Source organism: Cupriavidus sp. U2, assembly GCF_009663685.2.
Lineage (GTDB): Bacteria > Pseudomonadota > Gammaproteobacteria > Burkholderiales > Burkholderiaceae > Cupriavidus > Cupriavidus necator_C.
In genome coordinates, this window is the sequence record NZ_RCOG02000002.1 from 221,782 (window position 1) to 237,719 (window position 15,938).

Annotated in this window: 13 protein-coding genes; 7 read left to right on the forward strand and 6 right to left on the reverse strand. The window is 65.9% G+C overall.

Annotation, left to right across the window (positions count from 1 at the left end):
• Window positions 1-118 precede the first annotated feature (118 nt).
• Window positions 119-2,824, forward strand: a complete 2,706-nt coding sequence (locus tag D9X30_RS02595; protein ID WP_153946275.1) for a DNA topoisomerase III — start codon at window positions 119-121, stop codon at window positions 2,822-2,824.
• Between the two features lie 57 nt (window positions 2,825-2,881).
• On the opposite strand, the gene D9X30_RS02600 is transcribed toward D9X30_RS02595, so the two are convergent.
• The gene (locus D9X30_RS02600; RefSeq protein WP_153946274.1) at window positions 2,882-3,805 is read right to left on the reverse strand and encodes a LysR family transcriptional regulator; all 924 of its coding nucleotides are present in this window, start codon (window positions 3,803-3,805) and stop codon (window positions 2,882-2,884) included.
• Between the two features lie 188 nt (window positions 3,806-3,993).
• Between D9X30_RS02600 and D9X30_RS02605 the strand changes: the two genes are divergently transcribed.
• On the forward strand, window positions 3,994-4,242 hold the full coding sequence (locus tag D9X30_RS02605; RefSeq protein WP_153946273.1) for a hypothetical protein: 249 nt from the start codon (window positions 3,994-3,996) through the stop codon (window positions 4,240-4,242).
• A 168-nt stretch (window positions 4,243-4,410) separates the two neighbouring features.
• On the opposite strand, the gene D9X30_RS02610 is transcribed toward D9X30_RS02605, so the two are convergent.
• The 3 genes from D9X30_RS02610 to D9X30_RS02620 all read right to left on the reverse strand — a co-directional run bounded on the left by D9X30_RS02610 (window position 4,411) and on the right by D9X30_RS02620 (window position 7,374).
• A complete protein-coding gene (locus tag D9X30_RS02610) occupies window positions 4,411-4,845 on the reverse strand; it encodes a hypothetical protein (RefSeq protein ID WP_153946272.1) in 435 nt (144 codons plus the stop codon).
• A 242-nt stretch (window positions 4,846-5,087) separates the two neighbouring features.
• Window positions 5,088-5,282, reverse strand: a complete 195-nt coding sequence (locus D9X30_RS02615; RefSeq protein WP_066734504.1) for a YbdD/YjiX family protein — start codon at window positions 5,280-5,282, stop codon at window positions 5,088-5,090.
• 16 nt (window positions 5,283-5,298) lie between these two features.
• A complete protein-coding gene (locus D9X30_RS02620) occupies window positions 5,299-7,374 on the reverse strand; it encodes a carbon starvation CstA family protein (protein ID WP_153946271.1) in 2,076 nt (691 codons plus the stop codon).
• 383 nt (window positions 7,375-7,757) lie between these two features.
• Between D9X30_RS02620 and D9X30_RS02625 the strand changes: the two genes are divergently transcribed.
• Together D9X30_RS02625 and D9X30_RS02630 are read left to right on the forward strand one after the other, a co-directional pair.
• Window positions 7,758-9,140 (forward strand): cache domain-containing protein, encoded by a 1,383-nt coding sequence (locus D9X30_RS02625; protein ID WP_153946270.1) that lies wholly within the window; start codon window positions 7,758-7,760, stop codon window positions 9,138-9,140.
• Between the two features lie 5 nt (window positions 9,141-9,145).
• On the forward strand, window positions 9,146-9,835 hold the full coding sequence (locus tag D9X30_RS02630) for a response regulator (protein WP_153946269.1): 690 nt from the start codon (window positions 9,146-9,148) through the stop codon (window positions 9,833-9,835).
• Window positions 9,836-9,921: 86 nt separating this feature from the next.
• On the opposite strand, the gene D9X30_RS02635 is transcribed toward D9X30_RS02630, so the two are convergent.
• Window positions 9,922-10,101: a hypothetical protein gene (locus D9X30_RS02635; protein WP_153946268.1), complete on the reverse strand. Its 180-nt coding sequence runs from the start codon at window positions 10,099-10,101 to the stop codon at window positions 9,922-9,924.
• A 32-nt stretch (window positions 10,102-10,133) separates the two neighbouring features.
• On the reverse strand, window positions 10,134-11,987 hold the full coding sequence (locus D9X30_RS02640) for a phosphoenolpyruvate carboxykinase (GTP) (RefSeq protein ID WP_153946267.1): 1,854 nt from the start codon (window positions 11,985-11,987) through the stop codon (window positions 10,134-10,136).
• 524 nt (window positions 11,988-12,511) lie between these two features.
• Between D9X30_RS02640 and D9X30_RS02645 the strand changes: the two genes are divergently transcribed.
• The 3 genes from D9X30_RS02645 to D9X30_RS02655 all read left to right on the forward strand — a co-directional run bounded on the left by D9X30_RS02645 (window position 12,512) and on the right by D9X30_RS02655 (window position 15,937).
• Window positions 12,512-13,525, forward strand: coding sequence for a D-2-hydroxyacid dehydrogenase family protein (locus tag D9X30_RS02645; protein WP_153946266.1), 1,014 nt, complete (start codon window positions 12,512-12,514; stop codon window positions 13,523-13,525).
• A 224-nt stretch (window positions 13,526-13,749) separates the two neighbouring features.
• Window positions 13,750-14,394, forward strand: coding sequence for an MOSC domain-containing protein (locus tag D9X30_RS02650; RefSeq protein WP_249640864.1), 645 nt, complete (start codon window positions 13,750-13,752; stop codon window positions 14,392-14,394).
• A gap of 292 nt (window positions 14,395-14,686) precedes the next feature.
• Entirely contained in the window at window positions 14,687-15,937 is a 1,251-nt protein-coding gene (locus D9X30_RS02655) for an efflux RND transporter periplasmic adaptor subunit (protein WP_153946265.1), read from the forward strand.
• The last annotated feature ends 1 nt before the right edge of the window (window position 15,938 follow it).

Genomic DNA, 15,938 nt, shown 5'->3' on the forward strand with positions numbered 1-15,938 from the left:
TCGGAACCGCGCTTATTATTGGCGCCTCAAAGCCCAGGCCTGCTGTTTACATAGTTTGCCGTGAATTTCAAGAGGCGCCCACTGCACTTCACGCGGTGGCGCCACAAGGACCCGTTGAATGTCTAAAGCCCTCATCATCGCGGAAAAGCCATCGGTCGCTGCCGATATTGCGCGCGCCCTCGGGGGCTTTACCAAGCACGACGAGTATTTCGAGAGCGACGACTACGTGCTGTCCTCGGCGGTTGGCCACCTGGTGGAAATCGCCGCGCCCGACGACTACGAGGTCAAGCGAGGCAAGTGGAGCTTCGCCAATCTGCCGGTGATCCCCCCGCACTTCGACCTGCGCCCGATCGCCAAGACCGAATCGCGCCTGAAAGTGCTCAACCGCCTCATCAAGCGCAAGGATGTGACCGCGCTGATCAACGCCTGTGACGCGGGGCGCGAAGGCGAACTGATTTTCCGGCTGATCGCCCAGCAGGCCAAGGCCAAGCAGCCCGTGCGCCGGCTGTGGCTGCAGTCGATGACGCCGCAGGCGATCCGCGACGGGTTTGCCGCGCTGCGCGAGGACGAGGAAATGCTGCCGCTGGCCGACGCGGCCCGCTGCCGTTCCGAGGCCGACTGGCTCGTCGGGATCAACGGCACGCGCGCGATGACGGCCTTCAACAGCAAGGGCGGCGGCTTCTTCCTGACCACGGTCGGCCGGGTGCAGACGCCGACGCTGTCGATCGTGGTGGAGCGCGAAGAGAAGATCAAACACTTCGTGCCGCGCGACTACTGGGAAGTGCGCGCCGAGTTCATCGCCGCCGCCGGCCTGTACGAGGGCCGCTGGTTCGACCCGAAGTTCAAGAAGAACGAGTTCGACGCCGAGGCACGCGAGTCGCGCCTGTGGAGCGAAGCCGAGGCCAAGAGCATCGTGGCGGCCTGCCGCGACAAGCCGGGCACGGTCACCGAGGAATCGAAGCCGTCCACCCAGCAGTCGCCGGCCCTGTTCGACCTGACCACCCTGCAGCGCGAAGCCAACTCGCGTTTTGGCTTTTCGGCCAAGAACACGCTGGGCCTGGCGCAGGCGCTGTATGAAAAGCACAAGGTGCTGACATACCCGCGTACCGACGCCCGCGCGCTGCCCGAGGACTACCTGGACACGGTCAAGCAGACCATGGACATGCTGGCCGACAGCTCGCCGAACTACCTGCCGCACGCCAAGAAGATCCTGTCGCAAGGCTGGGTGAAGCCGAACAAGAAGATCTTCGACAACAGCAAGATCAGCGATCACTTCGCCATCATCCCGACGCTGCAGGCGCCGAAAAACCTGTCCGAGCCCGAACAGAAGCTGTACGACCTGGTCGTGCGCCGCTTCCTGGCCGTGTTCTTCCCGGCGGCCGAGTTCCAGGTGACCACGCGGATCACGGAGGTAGCGGGCCATCACTTCAAGACCGAAGGCAAGGTGCTGGTCAATCCGGGCTGGCTTGTGATCTACGGCCGCGAAGCGCAGGGCAAGGACGACAAGGATGCGAACCTGGTGCCGGTGCAGAAGGACGAGCGCGTCAAGACCGACAAGGTCGAGTCCGTCGGCCTGAGCACCCGCCCGCCGGCCCGCTACAACGAAGCGACGCTGCTGTCGGCGATGGAAGGTGCCGGCAAGCTGGTGGACGACGACGCGCTGCGCGAGGCCATGGCCGGCAAGGGCCTGGGCACGCCAGCCACGCGCGCGGCCATCATCGAAGGCCTGCTGACCGAAAAATACCTGGTGCGCGAGGGCCGCGAGCTGATTCCGACCGCCAAGGCGTTCCAGCTGATGACGCTGCTGCGCGGCCTGGGTGTGCAGGAACTGACGCAGGCCGAGCTGACCGGCGAGTGGGAACACAAGCTGTCGCAGATCGAGCGCGGCCGTCTGAAGCGTGATGAATTCATGCGCGAGATCGCGCAGATGACGCAGCAGATCGTCAAGCGCGCCAAGGAATACGACAGCGACACGATCCCCGGCGACTACGCCACACTGAACACGCCGTGCCCGCAGTGCGGGGGCCAGGTCAAGGAAAACTACCGTCGCTTTGCCTGTACGGCGTGCGACTTCTCGATCAGCAAGATCCCGGGCGGACGCCAGTTCGAGATCGACGAAGTCGAGGAACTGCTGCAGAAGAAGGAAATCGGTCCGCTGCAGGGCTTCCGCAGCAAGATGGGCCGTCCATTCGCAGCCATCCTGAAGCTGGCCAAGGACGACGAAGGCCACTGGAAGATGGAGTTCGACTTCGGGCAGAACGACGAGGAAGACGACGAACCGGTGGACTTCAGCGGGCAGACGCCGGTGGGCCACTGCCCGAAGTGCAACGGCCGGGTCTACGAGCACGGCATGAAGTACGTCTGCGAGAACGCCGTGGGCAGCGAGAAGACCTGCGACTTCACGACCGGCAAGATCATCCTGCAGCAGGAAATCTCGCGCGAGCAGATCGGCAAGTTGCTGACCGCCGGCAAGACGGATCTGCTGACGGGCTTCAAGTCGTCGCGCACGGGCCGCAACTTCAAGGCGTTCCTGGTCAAGCAGCCGGACGGCAAGATCGGCTTCGAGTTCGAGGCTCGCGAGCCCAAGGCAGGCGCCAAGCCGGCGGCGAAGTCCGCGGCGGCGAAGTCGGCAGCCAAGGGCGACGAAGCCGAGGCCGCGCCGGCCAAGGCCGCCGCAAAAACGGCTGCAAAAACGGCTGCCAAGAAAGCGCCTGCCAGGAAGGCTGCCGCCAAGACCGCACCGGCCAAGAAGGTAGCCACGAAGACGGCTGCCAAGACGCCTGCGGCCAGGAAGGCGAAGCAGACGGCGGAAGCCGAGGAGTAAGCACTCGCCAGGCTCTCCGGACGGCAAACGAAAAAGCGAGGCAGGCGCCTCGCTTTTTTATTGGCTGGCCAGCTTGACGAGATTCTCGCCAGCCCGCTGCTTGCCCTCGTCGAGCAGGAAGTCGATGAAGGCGCGCACCTTGGTGGGCAGGAACTTGCGGCTCGGGTAGACCACGCTCACGTCGCGGCGCGGCAACTGGTACTGCGGCAGGATGTGCATCAGGCGTCCCGCCTCGATATTGGGCCGGGCCAGGTACGACGACAGCATCGCGATGCCCATATTGGCCAGCGCCGCCTGGTGTGCCAGTTCGGCGTTGCTGCAGAGCAGGCCCGGGCGAATCGGCACGGTCACCTCCCCTTCCGGCCCGGACAGCGTCCACTCATGCTCGGCCGTGGGAATGCGCATGGCGATGGCGCGATGATTGGACAGGTCGTGGGCGGTGCGCAGCGGCGGATGCTCGCGCAGATAGCCCGGCGAGGCGCACAGGATGATTTCGGCCGAGATCAGCGGCCGGGCCACCAGGTGGGAACCGAGACCCAGGTCAGACAGCACCACGCCGACGTCGCGTCCTTCCTCGACGATATCGATCACACGGTCGGACAACTGCACGTCGAAGACCACGTCCGGGTAACGCTGGTGGAACCGCTCCAGGGTGTGCGGCAGCAGGTGCAGGCCGAACATGACCGGCGCCACCAGCCGCAGCGTGCCGGACAACGACTGGCTACGGGCGGTGACGATCGACTCCGCCTCTTCGACGTCTTCAAGAATCTGGGCGCAACGCTGCAAGTAGGTTTCGCCCGCGTCCGTCAGCGACAGGCTGCGCGTGGTGCGGTTCAGCAGCCGCGTGCCGAGATGGCTTTCCAGGTCGGCCACATAGCGCGTGACCACGGCGTTGGACATTTCCAGTTGCTGCGCCGCACGGGCGAAGCTGCCAAGTTCGACTACCTTGGCGAAGACGCGCATCGATTGCAGCCGATCCATGACATAGTCTCCCGCTTCCGCCGTGAACTTTTACACGGTACGGGTAGTTTATTGTTGAAACCACAATCAATCATTGTGGACGCGGCTATTTATTCATATCAGGGGAATGCCTAATATCACGCTAACCGATGCCGCGACGCAGCAATAGCCAGAACGGCGGCATCCTCGAACAAAGTGAAGGATTCGCCATGAACCGCCAAATCGCCCTGATCGCTGCAGCCGTTGTTGCCCTGTCCGCCGCGCCCGCCTTCGCCAAGGCCGGCAAGTTCGACCCTTACACCGATGGCGCCAAGGCCACCCGCTTCGACCCGTACACCGACGGCGCGAAGGCCGGCAAGTTCGACACGTTCACGGACGGTGCCAAGGCTGGCAAGTTCGATTCGTTCACCGACGGCGCCAAGTCGTTCGACGTCTACTCGGACGGCGCCAAGATCTGATCCGCCAGGCATTCCGAAAAAAACCCGTACCGATTGGTACGGGTTTTTTGTTTTCTGACGGCGGGTGTCACACGACCCGCGGGGTTGGCCGATACGCACGCATCTTGGTGTCGGCCGTCAGCAACGTCATGCCGTCGTAAAAACGGGCCCCGCAGGGCCCGTTCTGTATTAATCGTGGTGATGGTGACGATGCTTGCTGCGCTTGTAGTAGCGGCGGTCATCGTCGTACGAGTTGCTGCGCGACACATTGCCGCCCAGTGCGGCGCCTGCTGCACCGCCCAGACCGGCGCCTACCAGGCCGCCGGTACGGCCGCCCATGGCGTTGCCGGCTGCGGTGCCTGCGCCGCCGCCCAGTGCGCCGCCGATGATGGCGCCGGTGCGCTCGCGGCGATTCGAGGTCAGTGCGCCGCCGGCGCCACCGCCGACTGCGCCGCCGATGATCGAGCCGGTGCTGCCGCCCAGGGCACCACCGACAGCGGCACCTGCCACGCCACCCAGGCCACCGCCGAGTGCGTTGTTCAGATCACCTCCTGCAAACGCCGGCAGCGTAGCCGCCGAGAGGGCAAGAGCCAGAGTCAGATTGCGGAGAGGATGGCGAGACATCGTGTTTTCCTTATGTGGTGTGTATCTGGAAACGGAGTGTAGAGAAGCAGCCCTACCCTTGCTGTAACCAGTTGTGAGGTGCTGTAACCCGCTGCAGAAACGGTATCGAACCGTTAAAAAGCGATGTTCCGGCGCAACAGCGCGCCATGATACGTCACAGGCCAGCGCCGCGGAGGGCATGAAAAAGCGGCCCCGCAGGGCCGCTTTCTCCTGTTACCCGGGTGGCCGGGCCGGCGCCGCCGTCAGCAGCACTTGCCCTGTCCGCCCCCGTACCGGGCCTCCTGGCGTTCGCGGAAGAATTCCTCGTACGTCATGGGCGCGCGGTCCGGATGGGTGCTTTCCATATGGGCCACGTAGGTCTGGTAGTCGGGCAGGCCCACCATCAGCCGCAGCGACTGGCCCAGGTAACGTCCCATGTTTCCGATCTGATCCAGCATGTGTGGCTCCTTCGGGTCAGTGCGAGGCGGCCGATGCCTGGGCCGGCAGCGGCTCGAACGGCGTTTCGCGGTCGGTGCGCTTGCCCTGGTTGCGGGCCGACATGGCGGTCTTGAAGCCGTAGAAGACGATCGACAGCACCACGAACATGAACAGCGCGCACAGGCCGGCGTCCAGGTAGTCGTTGAAGACGATGCGGTGCATCTGCTCCATCGACTTGGCCGGCGCCAGCACCTTGCCTTCGGCAATCGCGGCGCTGAACTTCGACGCGTGCGTCAGGAAGCTCACCTTCGGGTCGGCATCGAACAGCTTCTGCCAGCCGGCGGTCAGCGTGCAGACCAGCAGCCAGCAGGTGGGCAGCAGCGTCACCCAGGCGTACTGGCCGCGCTTCATCTTGACCAGCACGCAGGTGCCCAGCACCAGCGCCACGGCGGCCAGCATCTGGTTCGAGATACCGAACAGCGGCCACAGCGTGTTGATGCCGCCCAGCGGATCGACCACACCCTGGTACAGGAAGTAGCCCCAGGCCGCCACGGTCAGCGCGGTGGCGATCAGGTTGGCCGGCAGCGATTCGGTGCGCTTCAGGGACGGCACGAAGCTGCCCAGCAGATCCTGAAGCATGAAGCGGCCGGCACGGGTACCGGCGTCAACCGCTGTCAGGATGAACAGCGCCTCGAACAGGATGGCGAAGTGGTACCAGAACGCCATCATGGCCTGGCCACCCACCACCTGGTGCAGGATGTGCGCGATACCCACGGCCAGCGTCGGCGCGCCACCGGCACGCGAGATGATCGTATTTTCGCCAACATCCTTGGCGGTCTGGATCAGCACGTCCGGCGTGATCACGAAACCCCAGGTCGACACGGCCTGGGCCACGGCCTCCGGCGTGGTGCCGATCACGGCCGCCGGGCTGTTCATCGCGAAGTACACGCCCGGTTCGATCACCGACGCGGCCACCAGGGCCATGATGGCGACGAACGACTCGGCCAGCATCGCGCCATAGCCGATGAAGCGCGCGTGCGTTTCATTTTCCAGCAGCTTGGGCGTGGTGCCCGACGAGATCAGCGCGTGGAACCCCGACACCGCGCCGCAGGCGATGGTGATGAAGAGGAACGGGAACAGGTTCCCCGACCACACCGGGCCGCCGCCCTGCGCGAACTGCGTGAACGCCGGCATCTTCAGTTCCGGCGCCACGATCAGGATGCCGATGGCCAGTGCGATGATGGTGCCGATCTTCAGGAAGGTCGACAGGTAGTCGCGCGGTGCCAGCAGCAGCCACACGGGCAGCACGGCGGCGATGAAGCCGTAGATGATCAGCATCCACGTCAGCGCCTTGCCGTCGTACGTGAACAGCGGCGCGAGCGCGGCGCTTTCGTGCACGTACTGTCCGCCGATGATGGCCAGCATCAGCAGCACGAAGCCGATCACCGACACCTCGCCGATGCGGCCCGGACGGATGTAGCGCGTGTAGATGCCCATGAAGATGGCGATGGGGATGGTCACCGCCACGGTGAACGTGCCCCACGGCGAGCCGGCCAGCGCCTTGACCACGATCAGCGCCAGCACCGCCAGGATGATGATCATGATCATGAAGCAGCCGAACAGCGCGATCATGCCCGGCACGGTGCCCATTTCGGACTTCACCAGGTCGCCCAGCGAACGGCCGTCGCGGCGCGTGGAGATGAACAGGATCATGAAATCCTGCACCGCGCCGGCAAACACCACGCCAGCCAGGATCCACAGCATGCCGGGCATGTAGCCCATCTGCGCGGCCAGCACGGGGCCCACCAGCGGCCCGGCGCCGGCGATGGCGGCAAAGTGGTGGCCGAACAGCACCGCCTTGTTGGTCGGCACGTAGTCCAGGCCGTCGTTATGGCGCCACGCGGGCGTCATGCGTTTGGGGTCGAGCTGCATCACCTTGTCGGCGATGAAGCGGCTGTAGTAGCGGTAGGCGATCAGGTAAATGCAGAGCGCGGCAACCACGATCCACAGTGCGCTGACGGCTTCACCGCGCGACAGCGCGACAGTGGCGAAGGCAAACGCGCCGAGTACGGCGACGGCCAGCCACAACAGGTGTTGTCCGATGCGATTCATGTTGAAGGGTCTCCTCAGACCGGCTGAAAGAACCTGCGGCGACAGGGAGCCCGGGCAGCGGGGGCGGTGCCGGATGGCGCCAACGACGATCGCGCGGAAAGGGAGTCTCCTGGATGTCTGCGGCGTCCGGTCTGTTTCTCGTCTGGACCCGGATCTTGTCGTGCAGGCAGGCAGTGCCCCCCAGGGGCGGGATCGCCTGGGCCAGGAAGCACCTACTGCGTCGGATTTGCGCCGCGGGCGGGCCCGGGCGCGTGTCCGGCGTGTAGTATTGACACCCGCCCATGTCGACACAAGCGCGAAACTACGCAACACCCCTGCGTAGTAGTACTTAGACCGACGAAATCAAGCGGCCTTCCCGGCATCGGTGTTTACCCCCGGTTCAGATGAAACTCCGCCAAAAGATACTTTTGCTCGCCGTGGCGCCCCTGGCTGTCGCGATGCTGGGCATTGCGCTGGCCGTGCGCTTCCAGGCCACCGCGCTGGCCCGCCACGAGCGCGCGCTGGTCGAAGCCGCCTACCTGCAGAGCAAGGAAACCGAGCTGCGCCACTATGTGGACCTGGCCCAGAGCGCCATCGCGCCGATGGTGCAGTCGGGCCGTACCGACGACGCCACGCGCCAGGCCGCCATGGCAGCCCTGGCCAGGCTCGACTACGGCCCCGACGGCTACTTCTTCGTCTATGACCTGCAGGGTCGGAATCTGATGCATCCGCGCCAGCCGGAACTGGTGGGCCAGGACCTGTGGCTGATGCGTGATCCGCAAGGCGCGCTGACGATCCAGAAACTGGTGACGGCGGCCAAGGCGGGCGGCGGCTCGGTGCGCTACATGTGGCAGAAGCCGTCGTCGAAACAGACCGTGCCCAAGCTGGGCTACGTGGTGGCCGTGCCCGGCTGGAGCTGGATGCTGGGCACCGGGATCTACCTGGACGATGTGGAGCAGACGCTGCGCCAGCTCGACGCACGCGCCGAGACCGATATCCGCGAGACCATGGCCTGGATCGGCGTGATTGCCGCCATCAGCATCCTGCTGGTGGCCGCCAGCGGGCTTGCGCTCAATATCAGCGAACACCGCGAGGCCGATGCCAAGCTGCGCCAGCTGGCCCAGCGCGTGGTGCAGTCGCAGGAGGAAGAACGCGCGCGGTTGTCGCGCGAACTGCACGACGGCATCGGGCAGTTGCTGGTGTCGGTCAAACTGGTGCTGGAAGCCGCCGCCAACCGGATTCGGCTGGCGCCGTCCGAAGGCGCCTCGGTCGCCCCCATCCTGGGCATGGCACTGAACCGGCTCGATTCCGCTTTCAATGAAGTACGACGTGTATCGCGCAACCTGCGGCCGGCCCTGCTCGACGACCTGGGCCTGTACGCGGCCCTGCAGCACCTGGCGCGCGAGATGCAGGCCGGCAGCACGCTGCGGGTGGAGGTCACGCAGACCGGACAGCCCCGCGAACTGGCCGATGAGCAGGCGACGGCGCTGTTCCGCATTGCGCAGGAGGCGCTGACCAATGTCGAACGGCACGCGCATGCCTCGCGCGTGGACGTTGAACTCGAATTTTCTCCATCGGCCACCCGCCTGACCGTGCGCGACAACGGCACCGGCTTCGACGTGGCCCGCATGCAGCACGACCCGCAGCGCGGCATCGGCCTGCGCAATCTGCGCGAACGCATGGCGGCGCTGGGCGGCCAGTTCGACATCGTGTCGATGCCGTCGGGCACGCGGCTCGTGGCGATGCTGCCGCTGGTCACTCTCCCTTCCGAAATTCCGCTGTCCTGACCCCTATGACCGTTGCACACGACGACGAGCCCGTCATTCCGCCACCGACCGCACAGGCCAGGGTCCTGCTGATCGACGACCACGCGCTGGTGCGCGACGGCATGCGCATGCACCTGACGCTGCAGCCCGGCCTGGAGGTGGTAGGCGAAGCCGACGACGGCGAGGCCGCGCTGGCGTGGCTGGCCGGCGCCGGACCGGCAAACCTGCCCGAGCTGGTGATCACCGACATCGGCATGCGCGGCATGGGCGGCATCGCGCTGGCCGGGGCGCTGCACGATGCCTATCCCGAAGTGGCCGTGCTGATCGTATCGATGCACGATAACCTGGAATACGTGCGCCAGGCCATCCGGGCGGGCGCGCGCGGCTACGTGCTCAAGGACGCGCCGGCCGACGAACTGATGGCCGCCATCCAGGCCGTGCTGGCCGGGCGCGTGTTCTACAGTGCGCGCATCGCCCGCGGCATGGCCGAACATGCGATCAGCCCGCTCGACGCCCTGACGCCGCGCGAACGCGACATCCTCCACGGCATTGGCCGCGGCCAGTCCAACAAGGACATCGCGGCACGCCTGGGCGTATCGGTGCGCACCGTGGAAACCCACCGCCTCAACCTGAAACGCAAGCTCGGCATCGAAGGCCGCGCCGAGCTGGTGAAGTACGCCGTCCAGCAACTGGGGATCGAGAACGATCCGGCGTAATCGAGGACGGTGGTCTTTCGCTGTCGGCAGCCTTGCCCGCCTGCAAGTTTTGCGTTTTAAGAACCCTCTCATTCACAGTCGACATCTCAGAGCATAGCCTTGCAGATTTTCGGCGCCTTGTCCGCGATGGGAAGCTGACGCCCCATGCCGAGGTTGGGCGTAGCCAGCTGTTTGCCGTGGCGGCGCTGGCGGCGTTCAAGCGCCAGCGCAAGGCCATCAAGGGCTGAACGCGCGGCGCCCCGGCAAACAAAAAAGCCGACCGGCAAGGCCGGTCGGCTTTCGATAGTGCGGCCGGAGATCAGCCCAGGCGCTTGGCCAGTGCGGCCTTGGTTTCCACCAGGGCTTGCGGCAGGTTGTGCTGGAGCTGGGTGAACAGTTCGTCGTGCAGGGCCAGTTCCTTCTGCCAGGCGTCCTGATCGATGGAAGTGACCAGGTCGAACTGCTCGGCCGTGAATGGCAGGCCGTCCCAGTTCAGGTCGGCGTAGCGCGGCGACGTGCCGAACACGTGGTCCACACCCTGGCCGCGGCCTTCCACGCGGTCGATCATCCACGACAGCACGCGCATGTTTTCACCAAAGCCCGGCCACACGAAGTTGCCGTCGGCGTCCTTGCGGAACCAGTTCACGCAGTAGAACTTCGGCAGCCTGGCGCCGGCCGCTTCGAGCTTCTTGCCCAGCGCGAGCCAGTGGCCGAAGTAGTCGCTCATGTTGTAGCCGCAGAACGGCAGCATCGCGAACGGGTCGCGGCGCACCACGCCTTGCTGGCCGGCGGCGGCGGCGGTGGTTTCCGAACCCATCGTGGCAGCCATGTACACGCCTTCGGTCCAGTTGCGGGCTTCGGTCACCAGCGGCACCGTGGTGCTGCGGCGGCCGCCGAAGATGAATGCATCGATGGCCACGCCAGCCGGGTTGTCCCAGTTTTCGTCGATCGACGGGCATTGCGAGGCCGGTGCCGTGAAGCGCGCGTTCGGGTGGGCAGCCTTGGCGCCGGTTTCCTTGGCGATGGCGGGCGTCCAGTCCTTGCCTTGCCAGTCGATCAGGTGTGCCGGGGCCTCCTTGGTCATGCCTTCCCACCACACGTCGCCGTCGTCGGTCAGCGCCACGTTGGTGAAGATGACGTTTTCCTTAAGGGTCGCCATCGCGTTGAAGTTGGTCTTCTCGCTGGTGCCCGGGGCTACGCCGAAGTAGCCGGCTTCGGGGTTGATGGCGTACAGGCGGCCATCCTTGCCCGGCTTGATCCAGGCGATGTCGTCGCCGATCGTGGTGATCTTCCAGCCGTCGAAGCCCTTGGGCGGGATCAGCATGGCGAAGTTGGTCTTGCCGCAGGCCGACGGGAACGCGGCGGCCACGTGGTACTTCTTGCCTTCGGGCGAGGTCACGCCCAGGATCAGCATGTGCTCGGCCAGCCAGCCTTCGTCACGGCCCATCGTCGAAGCGATGCGCAGTGCGAAGCACTTCTTGCCCAGCAGCGCATTGCCGCCGTAGCCCGAGCCGAACGACCAGATCTCGCGCGATTCCGGGAAATGGACGATGTACTTCGTCGGATTGCACGGCCAGGCCACGTCCTTCTCGCCGGCCGCCAGCGGCTTGCCCACGGTGTGGACGCACGGCACGAACTCGCCATCGGTGCCCAGCACGTCGTACACGGCGCGGCCCATGCGGGTCATGATGCGCATGTTCACGGCCACGTACGGCGAATCGGACAGTTCCACGCCGATGTGGGCGATCGGCGAACCCAGCGGGCCCATCGAGAACGGCACCACGTACATGGTGCGGCCGCGCATGCAGCCGTCGAACAGGCCGGCCAGCGTGGTGCGCATTTCGGCCGGGGCGGTCCAGTTGTTGGTCGGGCCCGCGTCTTCCTTCTTCTCGGAGCAGATGAAGGTGCGGTCTTCCACACGGGCGACGTCCGACGGATCGGACAGGGCCAGGAACGAATTCTTGCGCTTGGCCGGGTTCAGGCGGCGCATGGTGCCCGCGGCCACCATCTGCTCGCACAGGCGGTCGTATTCTTCCTGCGAGCCGTCGCACCAATAGATCTGGTCGGGTTTGGTGAGAGAGGCGATTTCTGCAACCCAGGCGACCAGTTTCTGGTTCTTTACCCAGGTCGGCACGTTCAGTGCCGGGGTGCCTTGCATGGTGGGGTGGTTCATCTGACTGCTCCAAAGCAAAAGGGAAACCTTTGTCATGCCCGATCAGGGTCGATGCCGGGTCTGGCGGGGAAAGGCGGACGCCGGCGCGGCGTGCCACGTTGGGCATGGCGCACTCGTTCTGTGACCGTCACATCCCGTTACAACTCGGCGACGACCGATTCCGCGCAAATGGTCGCGGGGGCCCCTGCGGCTGCGCTACAGTTGCGCTTCGCCCGCTTTTGGCGGGCGGCAGGGTCCGGTCGGGCATTGTCCGGCGGCGAACAGGGGGCGGGAGCTGGGCTCGACCGCACTGTTGCGCCGCGGAGGCGGGCAAGAATACCACTGTACGGACGCCCTGTTTTTTGCTGCGCAGCATTGTCTCCCCTGCCAGAATGCCTGGAACGACCCGCGCAACCTGGCCTCGCGGGGATTGCCCGCCGGGACTGTCATCTGTCAATGTTGCGTCAGGGTAGTCAACAATACTGTCGGTCGCGCGCTGATTCTGTGGCCGCGCGCACCAAGCCCCCGAGGTCAAAGAGTCACCCATGAAGATTGCCGTTCTCGACGATTACCAGGACGCTGTACGCAAGCTGCCGTGCTTTTCCCTGCTGGAAGGGCACGACGTCAAGGTCTTCAACAACACCGTCAAGGGCGTGGGCCAGCTGGCCGCGCGGCTGTCGGACGTGGAGGCGCTGGTCCTGATCCGCGAACGCACGCGGGTGACGCGCCAATTGCTGGAAAAGTTGCCCAAGCTCAAGATCATCAGCCAGACCGGACGTGCCGGCAGCCATGTGGATCTGGAGGCCTGTACCGACCGTGGCGTGGTGGTGCTGCAGGGCGTCGGGTCGCCGGTGGCGCCGGCGGAACTGACCTGGGCCCTGATCATGGCCGCGCAGCGACGCATTCCGCAGTACGTGGCCAGCCTCAAGCACGGGGCGTGGCAGCAGTCGGGCCTGAAGTCGACCACCATGCCGCCCAACTTTGGCCTGGGCCAGGTCCTGCGCGGCCAGACGCTGGGCATCTGGGGATACGGCAAGATCGGCCGCCTGCTGGCCGGCTATGGGCGCGCCTTCGGCATGAACGTGCTGGTCTGGGGGCGCGAGGCGTCGCAACAGGGCGCCCGCGAGGACGGCCTGAATGTGGCCGAATCGGTCGAACAGCTCTTTACCGACAGCGATGTGCTGTCGCTGCACCTGCGCCTGGCCGACGAGACGCGCGGCATCGTCAAGCTGGCCGACCTGCAGCGCATGAAGCCCACGGCTCTGTTCGTCAACACGAGCCGCGCCGAGCTGATCGAGGAAAACGCGCTGGTGGCGGCGCTGAACCGGGGGCGCCCGGGCATGGCGGCCATCGATGTCTTCGAGTCGGAGCCTATCCTGCAGGGCCACGCGCTGCTGCGCATGGAAAACTGCATCTGCACGCCGCACCTGGGATATGTGGAGCGCGACAGCTACGAGCTGTACTTCCGCACTGCGTTCCAGAACATTCTCGACGTGCTGGAAGGCAAGCACGACAGCATCGTCAATCCCAAGGCCCTCACGCCCGCGCTGAACCGCTGAACCGCTGAACCCGACGGACCGGCCGGGCGCCGTTTCTCCGGCGCCGGCCGCCCCGCAGAGACGCCGCCGCGTGCGCCCGCGTGCCCGCCGCGTGCGTCTGTTTGCCCACATTCCACCCCTTCCAGCGAGCGGACGAGCCGGTACACTCGGTTCAAAACGTCAGCGCGTGGCACCTGCGTTCCGGTGCATGCGCGCAGGCCCCGCACACGCAAGGAGGGCGTCCCGTGGCCGAATCCGATCCGCGTCCCAATCCCGCAGGCGCCGGTGGCAAGGCCGTAGGCCGTCTGCTGGCGATCAATGTCGGCGTGGCCCTGCCCCTGGTGGTGGCCGGGGCCGGCACCGAGGCCGTCGTCATGTCTGCCATCCGCAAGCATCCGCTCAGTACCCTGCATCATCCGATCGCCGTGGGTGTGCACCGCCTGGGGCTGGCGGGCGACGAGCAGGTGGACCGCACCATCCATGGCGGACCGGGCCGGGCCGTGTATGCCTATCCGATCGAACACTACACATGGTGGAACACGCGCCGCCGCGAGGCCGGCGTGGAAGAAGCCGAGCGGCCGCTGGCCTTTGGCGCGCTGGGCGAAAACCTGACGACCCAGGGCCTGCTGGAGACCGCGCTGTGGGTGGGCGACCGTGTGCGCGTCGGCGAGGTCGAGTTTGTGGTGGAATCGCCACGCCGCCCCTGTTACAAGCTCAACGCAGCGATGGGCTATGCGCAGGCCGTGCGTGACATGACGCACAGCGGCTTTTCCGGCGTCTACCTGAGCGTGGCCCGGCCGGGCGTGATCCGCGCCGGCGACAACCTGCTGCTGTTGCCAGGCCCCCGCCAGATCCCGCTGGCCTGCCTGAACCCGCGCCCCGGCGCGTGATGCACCACCGGGCGGGCGCAGCGCCGGCAAGACCGGCCGGCAAGACCGCGTTAGTCCCAAGTTGAGTCGTCACGCTTTTCTGATAATGTTTTGCTTCAGATACAAGCAATTCGACCGACTCTTTCCCGCTGGTCCGGACATCCTCCCCCAAGATGCTGTAACGGCTTGTAATACGTCGTACTTTGCCTAGAAAGGCCAATGCGGTACTAGTAGCGATTTGCGCGGGCATGACCGGATCCAAGAATCCGCGGCCATTTGGGGAGCGCGCCATGCGGCATTTGAGGGTCCTCACATGAAAACAGACGGGATCGACCAGCCGAAAGGCTTCGTCGATGGCAACTGGAGCGCGTCCACTTCGACGGGACGCGGCCGCGCTTTGCCCTGGGTGGCCATCGCAGGGCTGGTGGTTCTGGCACTGGCAGGCTGGTTTGGCTGGAAGGCGTGGCTGGCACCGAAGCCGGCGGCCAAGGGGCCGGCCGTCACCACGGTGAGCACCGCCGTGGTCCGTCAGTCAGACGTGCCCGTGGAGGTCACCGCCAACGGCACCGTAACCGCGATGCAGACCGTGGACGTGCGTCCGCAGGTTTCCAGCACCGTGCGTACCGTCCATATCAAGGAAGGCCAGTCCGTGAAGCCGGGCGACCTGCTGTTCACGCTGGACACGCGCATGGACGAGGCCAACCTGGCCCGCGCACGCGCCCAGCTGATGCGTGACCAGGCCGACCTGGCCGATGCACGCCGCACGCTGATTCGCAGCCAGGAGCTGCTGCAGCGCAATTTCATCTCGCGCAGCGCGGTGGATACCGCCCAGGCCAAGGTGGACGGCTTCGAGGCCACGATCCGGGCCGACCAGGCTGCCATCGAGGCCGGGCAGGTCGCCGTCAGCTACGGGCAGATCCGCGCCACCATCGGCGGCCGGACCGGGGTGATCAACGTGTTCCCGGGCTCGCTGGTGACGCCGGCCAACACCACCACCACGCCCGCGATGGTGACGATTGCCCAGATCGCGCCGATCACGGTCATGTTCACGCTGCCAGAGCGCCAGCTGGCCTCGCTGCGCGAGGCGCTGCAGGCGGGCCCGGTGACGGTATCCGCGCAACCCAACGACGGCAATCCGGCCCCGGTGAGCGGCAAGATCACGTTCGTCGACAACACGGTGGACCCGCAGTACGGCAGCATCCGCGTCAAGGCGATGTTTCCCAACGACGAGCACCGGCTCTGGCCCGGCACCTACGCCAACGTGAACGCCACGGTGCAGGTGCTGAAGAACGCGCTGAGCGTGCCGCCCCAGGCCGTGGTGACGGGGCCGGAAGGCCGCTTTGTCTATATCGTGCAGCCCGACAGCAAGGTGGCCCGCGTGCCGGTCAAGGTGGTGGTGACCACCGCCGCCGCCGCGGTGGTGGAAGGCGTGCAGCCGGGTGCCCGCGTGGTGACCGAAGGCGCGCAGAACCTGCGTCCGGGCACGCTGGTGCGCGAGGCCGCAGCGCGTGGCGCTTCGGCGCCGGCCGCCGCAGCGCCGGCATCGGCCAATCGCGGACATTAAG

Excerpts from the sequence above, each read along its gene's own strand:
- D9X30_RS02610 (WP_153946272.1), bottom strand. The coding sequence starts at position 4,845 with ATGTCTCGCCATCCTCTCCGCAATCTGACTCTGGCTCTTGCCCTCTCG.
- D9X30_RS02615 (WP_066734504.1), bottom strand. The coding sequence starts at position 5,282 with ATGCTGGATCAGATCGGAAACATGGGACGTTACCTGGGCCAGTCGCTG.
- D9X30_RS02645 (WP_153946266.1), top strand. The coding sequence starts at position 12,512 with ATGAAGATTGCCGTTCTCGACGATTACCAGGACGCTGTACGCAAGCTG.
- D9X30_RS02625 (WP_153946270.1), top strand. The coding sequence starts at position 7,758 with ATGAAACTCCGCCAAAAGATACTTTTGCTCGCCGTGGCGCCCCTGGCT.
- D9X30_RS02640 (WP_153946267.1), bottom strand. The coding sequence starts at position 11,987 with ATGAACCACCCCACCATGCAAGGCACCCCGGCACTGAACGTGCCGACC.
- D9X30_RS02605 (WP_153946273.1), top strand. The coding sequence starts at position 3,994 with ATGAACCGCCAAATCGCCCTGATCGCTGCAGCCGTTGTTGCCCTGTCC.
- D9X30_RS02595 (WP_153946275.1), top strand. The coding sequence starts at position 119 with ATGTCTAAAGCCCTCATCATCGCGGAAAAGCCATCGGTCGCTGCCGAT.
- D9X30_RS02600 (WP_153946274.1), bottom strand. The coding sequence starts at position 3,805 with ATGGATCGGCTGCAATCGATGCGCGTCTTCGCCAAGGTAGTCGAACTT.
- D9X30_RS02620 (WP_153946271.1), bottom strand. The coding sequence starts at position 7,374 with ATGAATCGCATCGGACAACACCTGTTGTGGCTGGCCGTCGCCGTACTC.
- D9X30_RS02655 (WP_153946265.1), top strand. The coding sequence starts at position 14,687 with ATGAAAACAGACGGGATCGACCAGCCGAAAGGCTTCGTCGATGGCAAC.
- D9X30_RS02630 (WP_153946269.1), top strand. The coding sequence starts at position 9,146 with ATGACCGTTGCACACGACGACGAGCCCGTCATTCCGCCACCGACCGCA.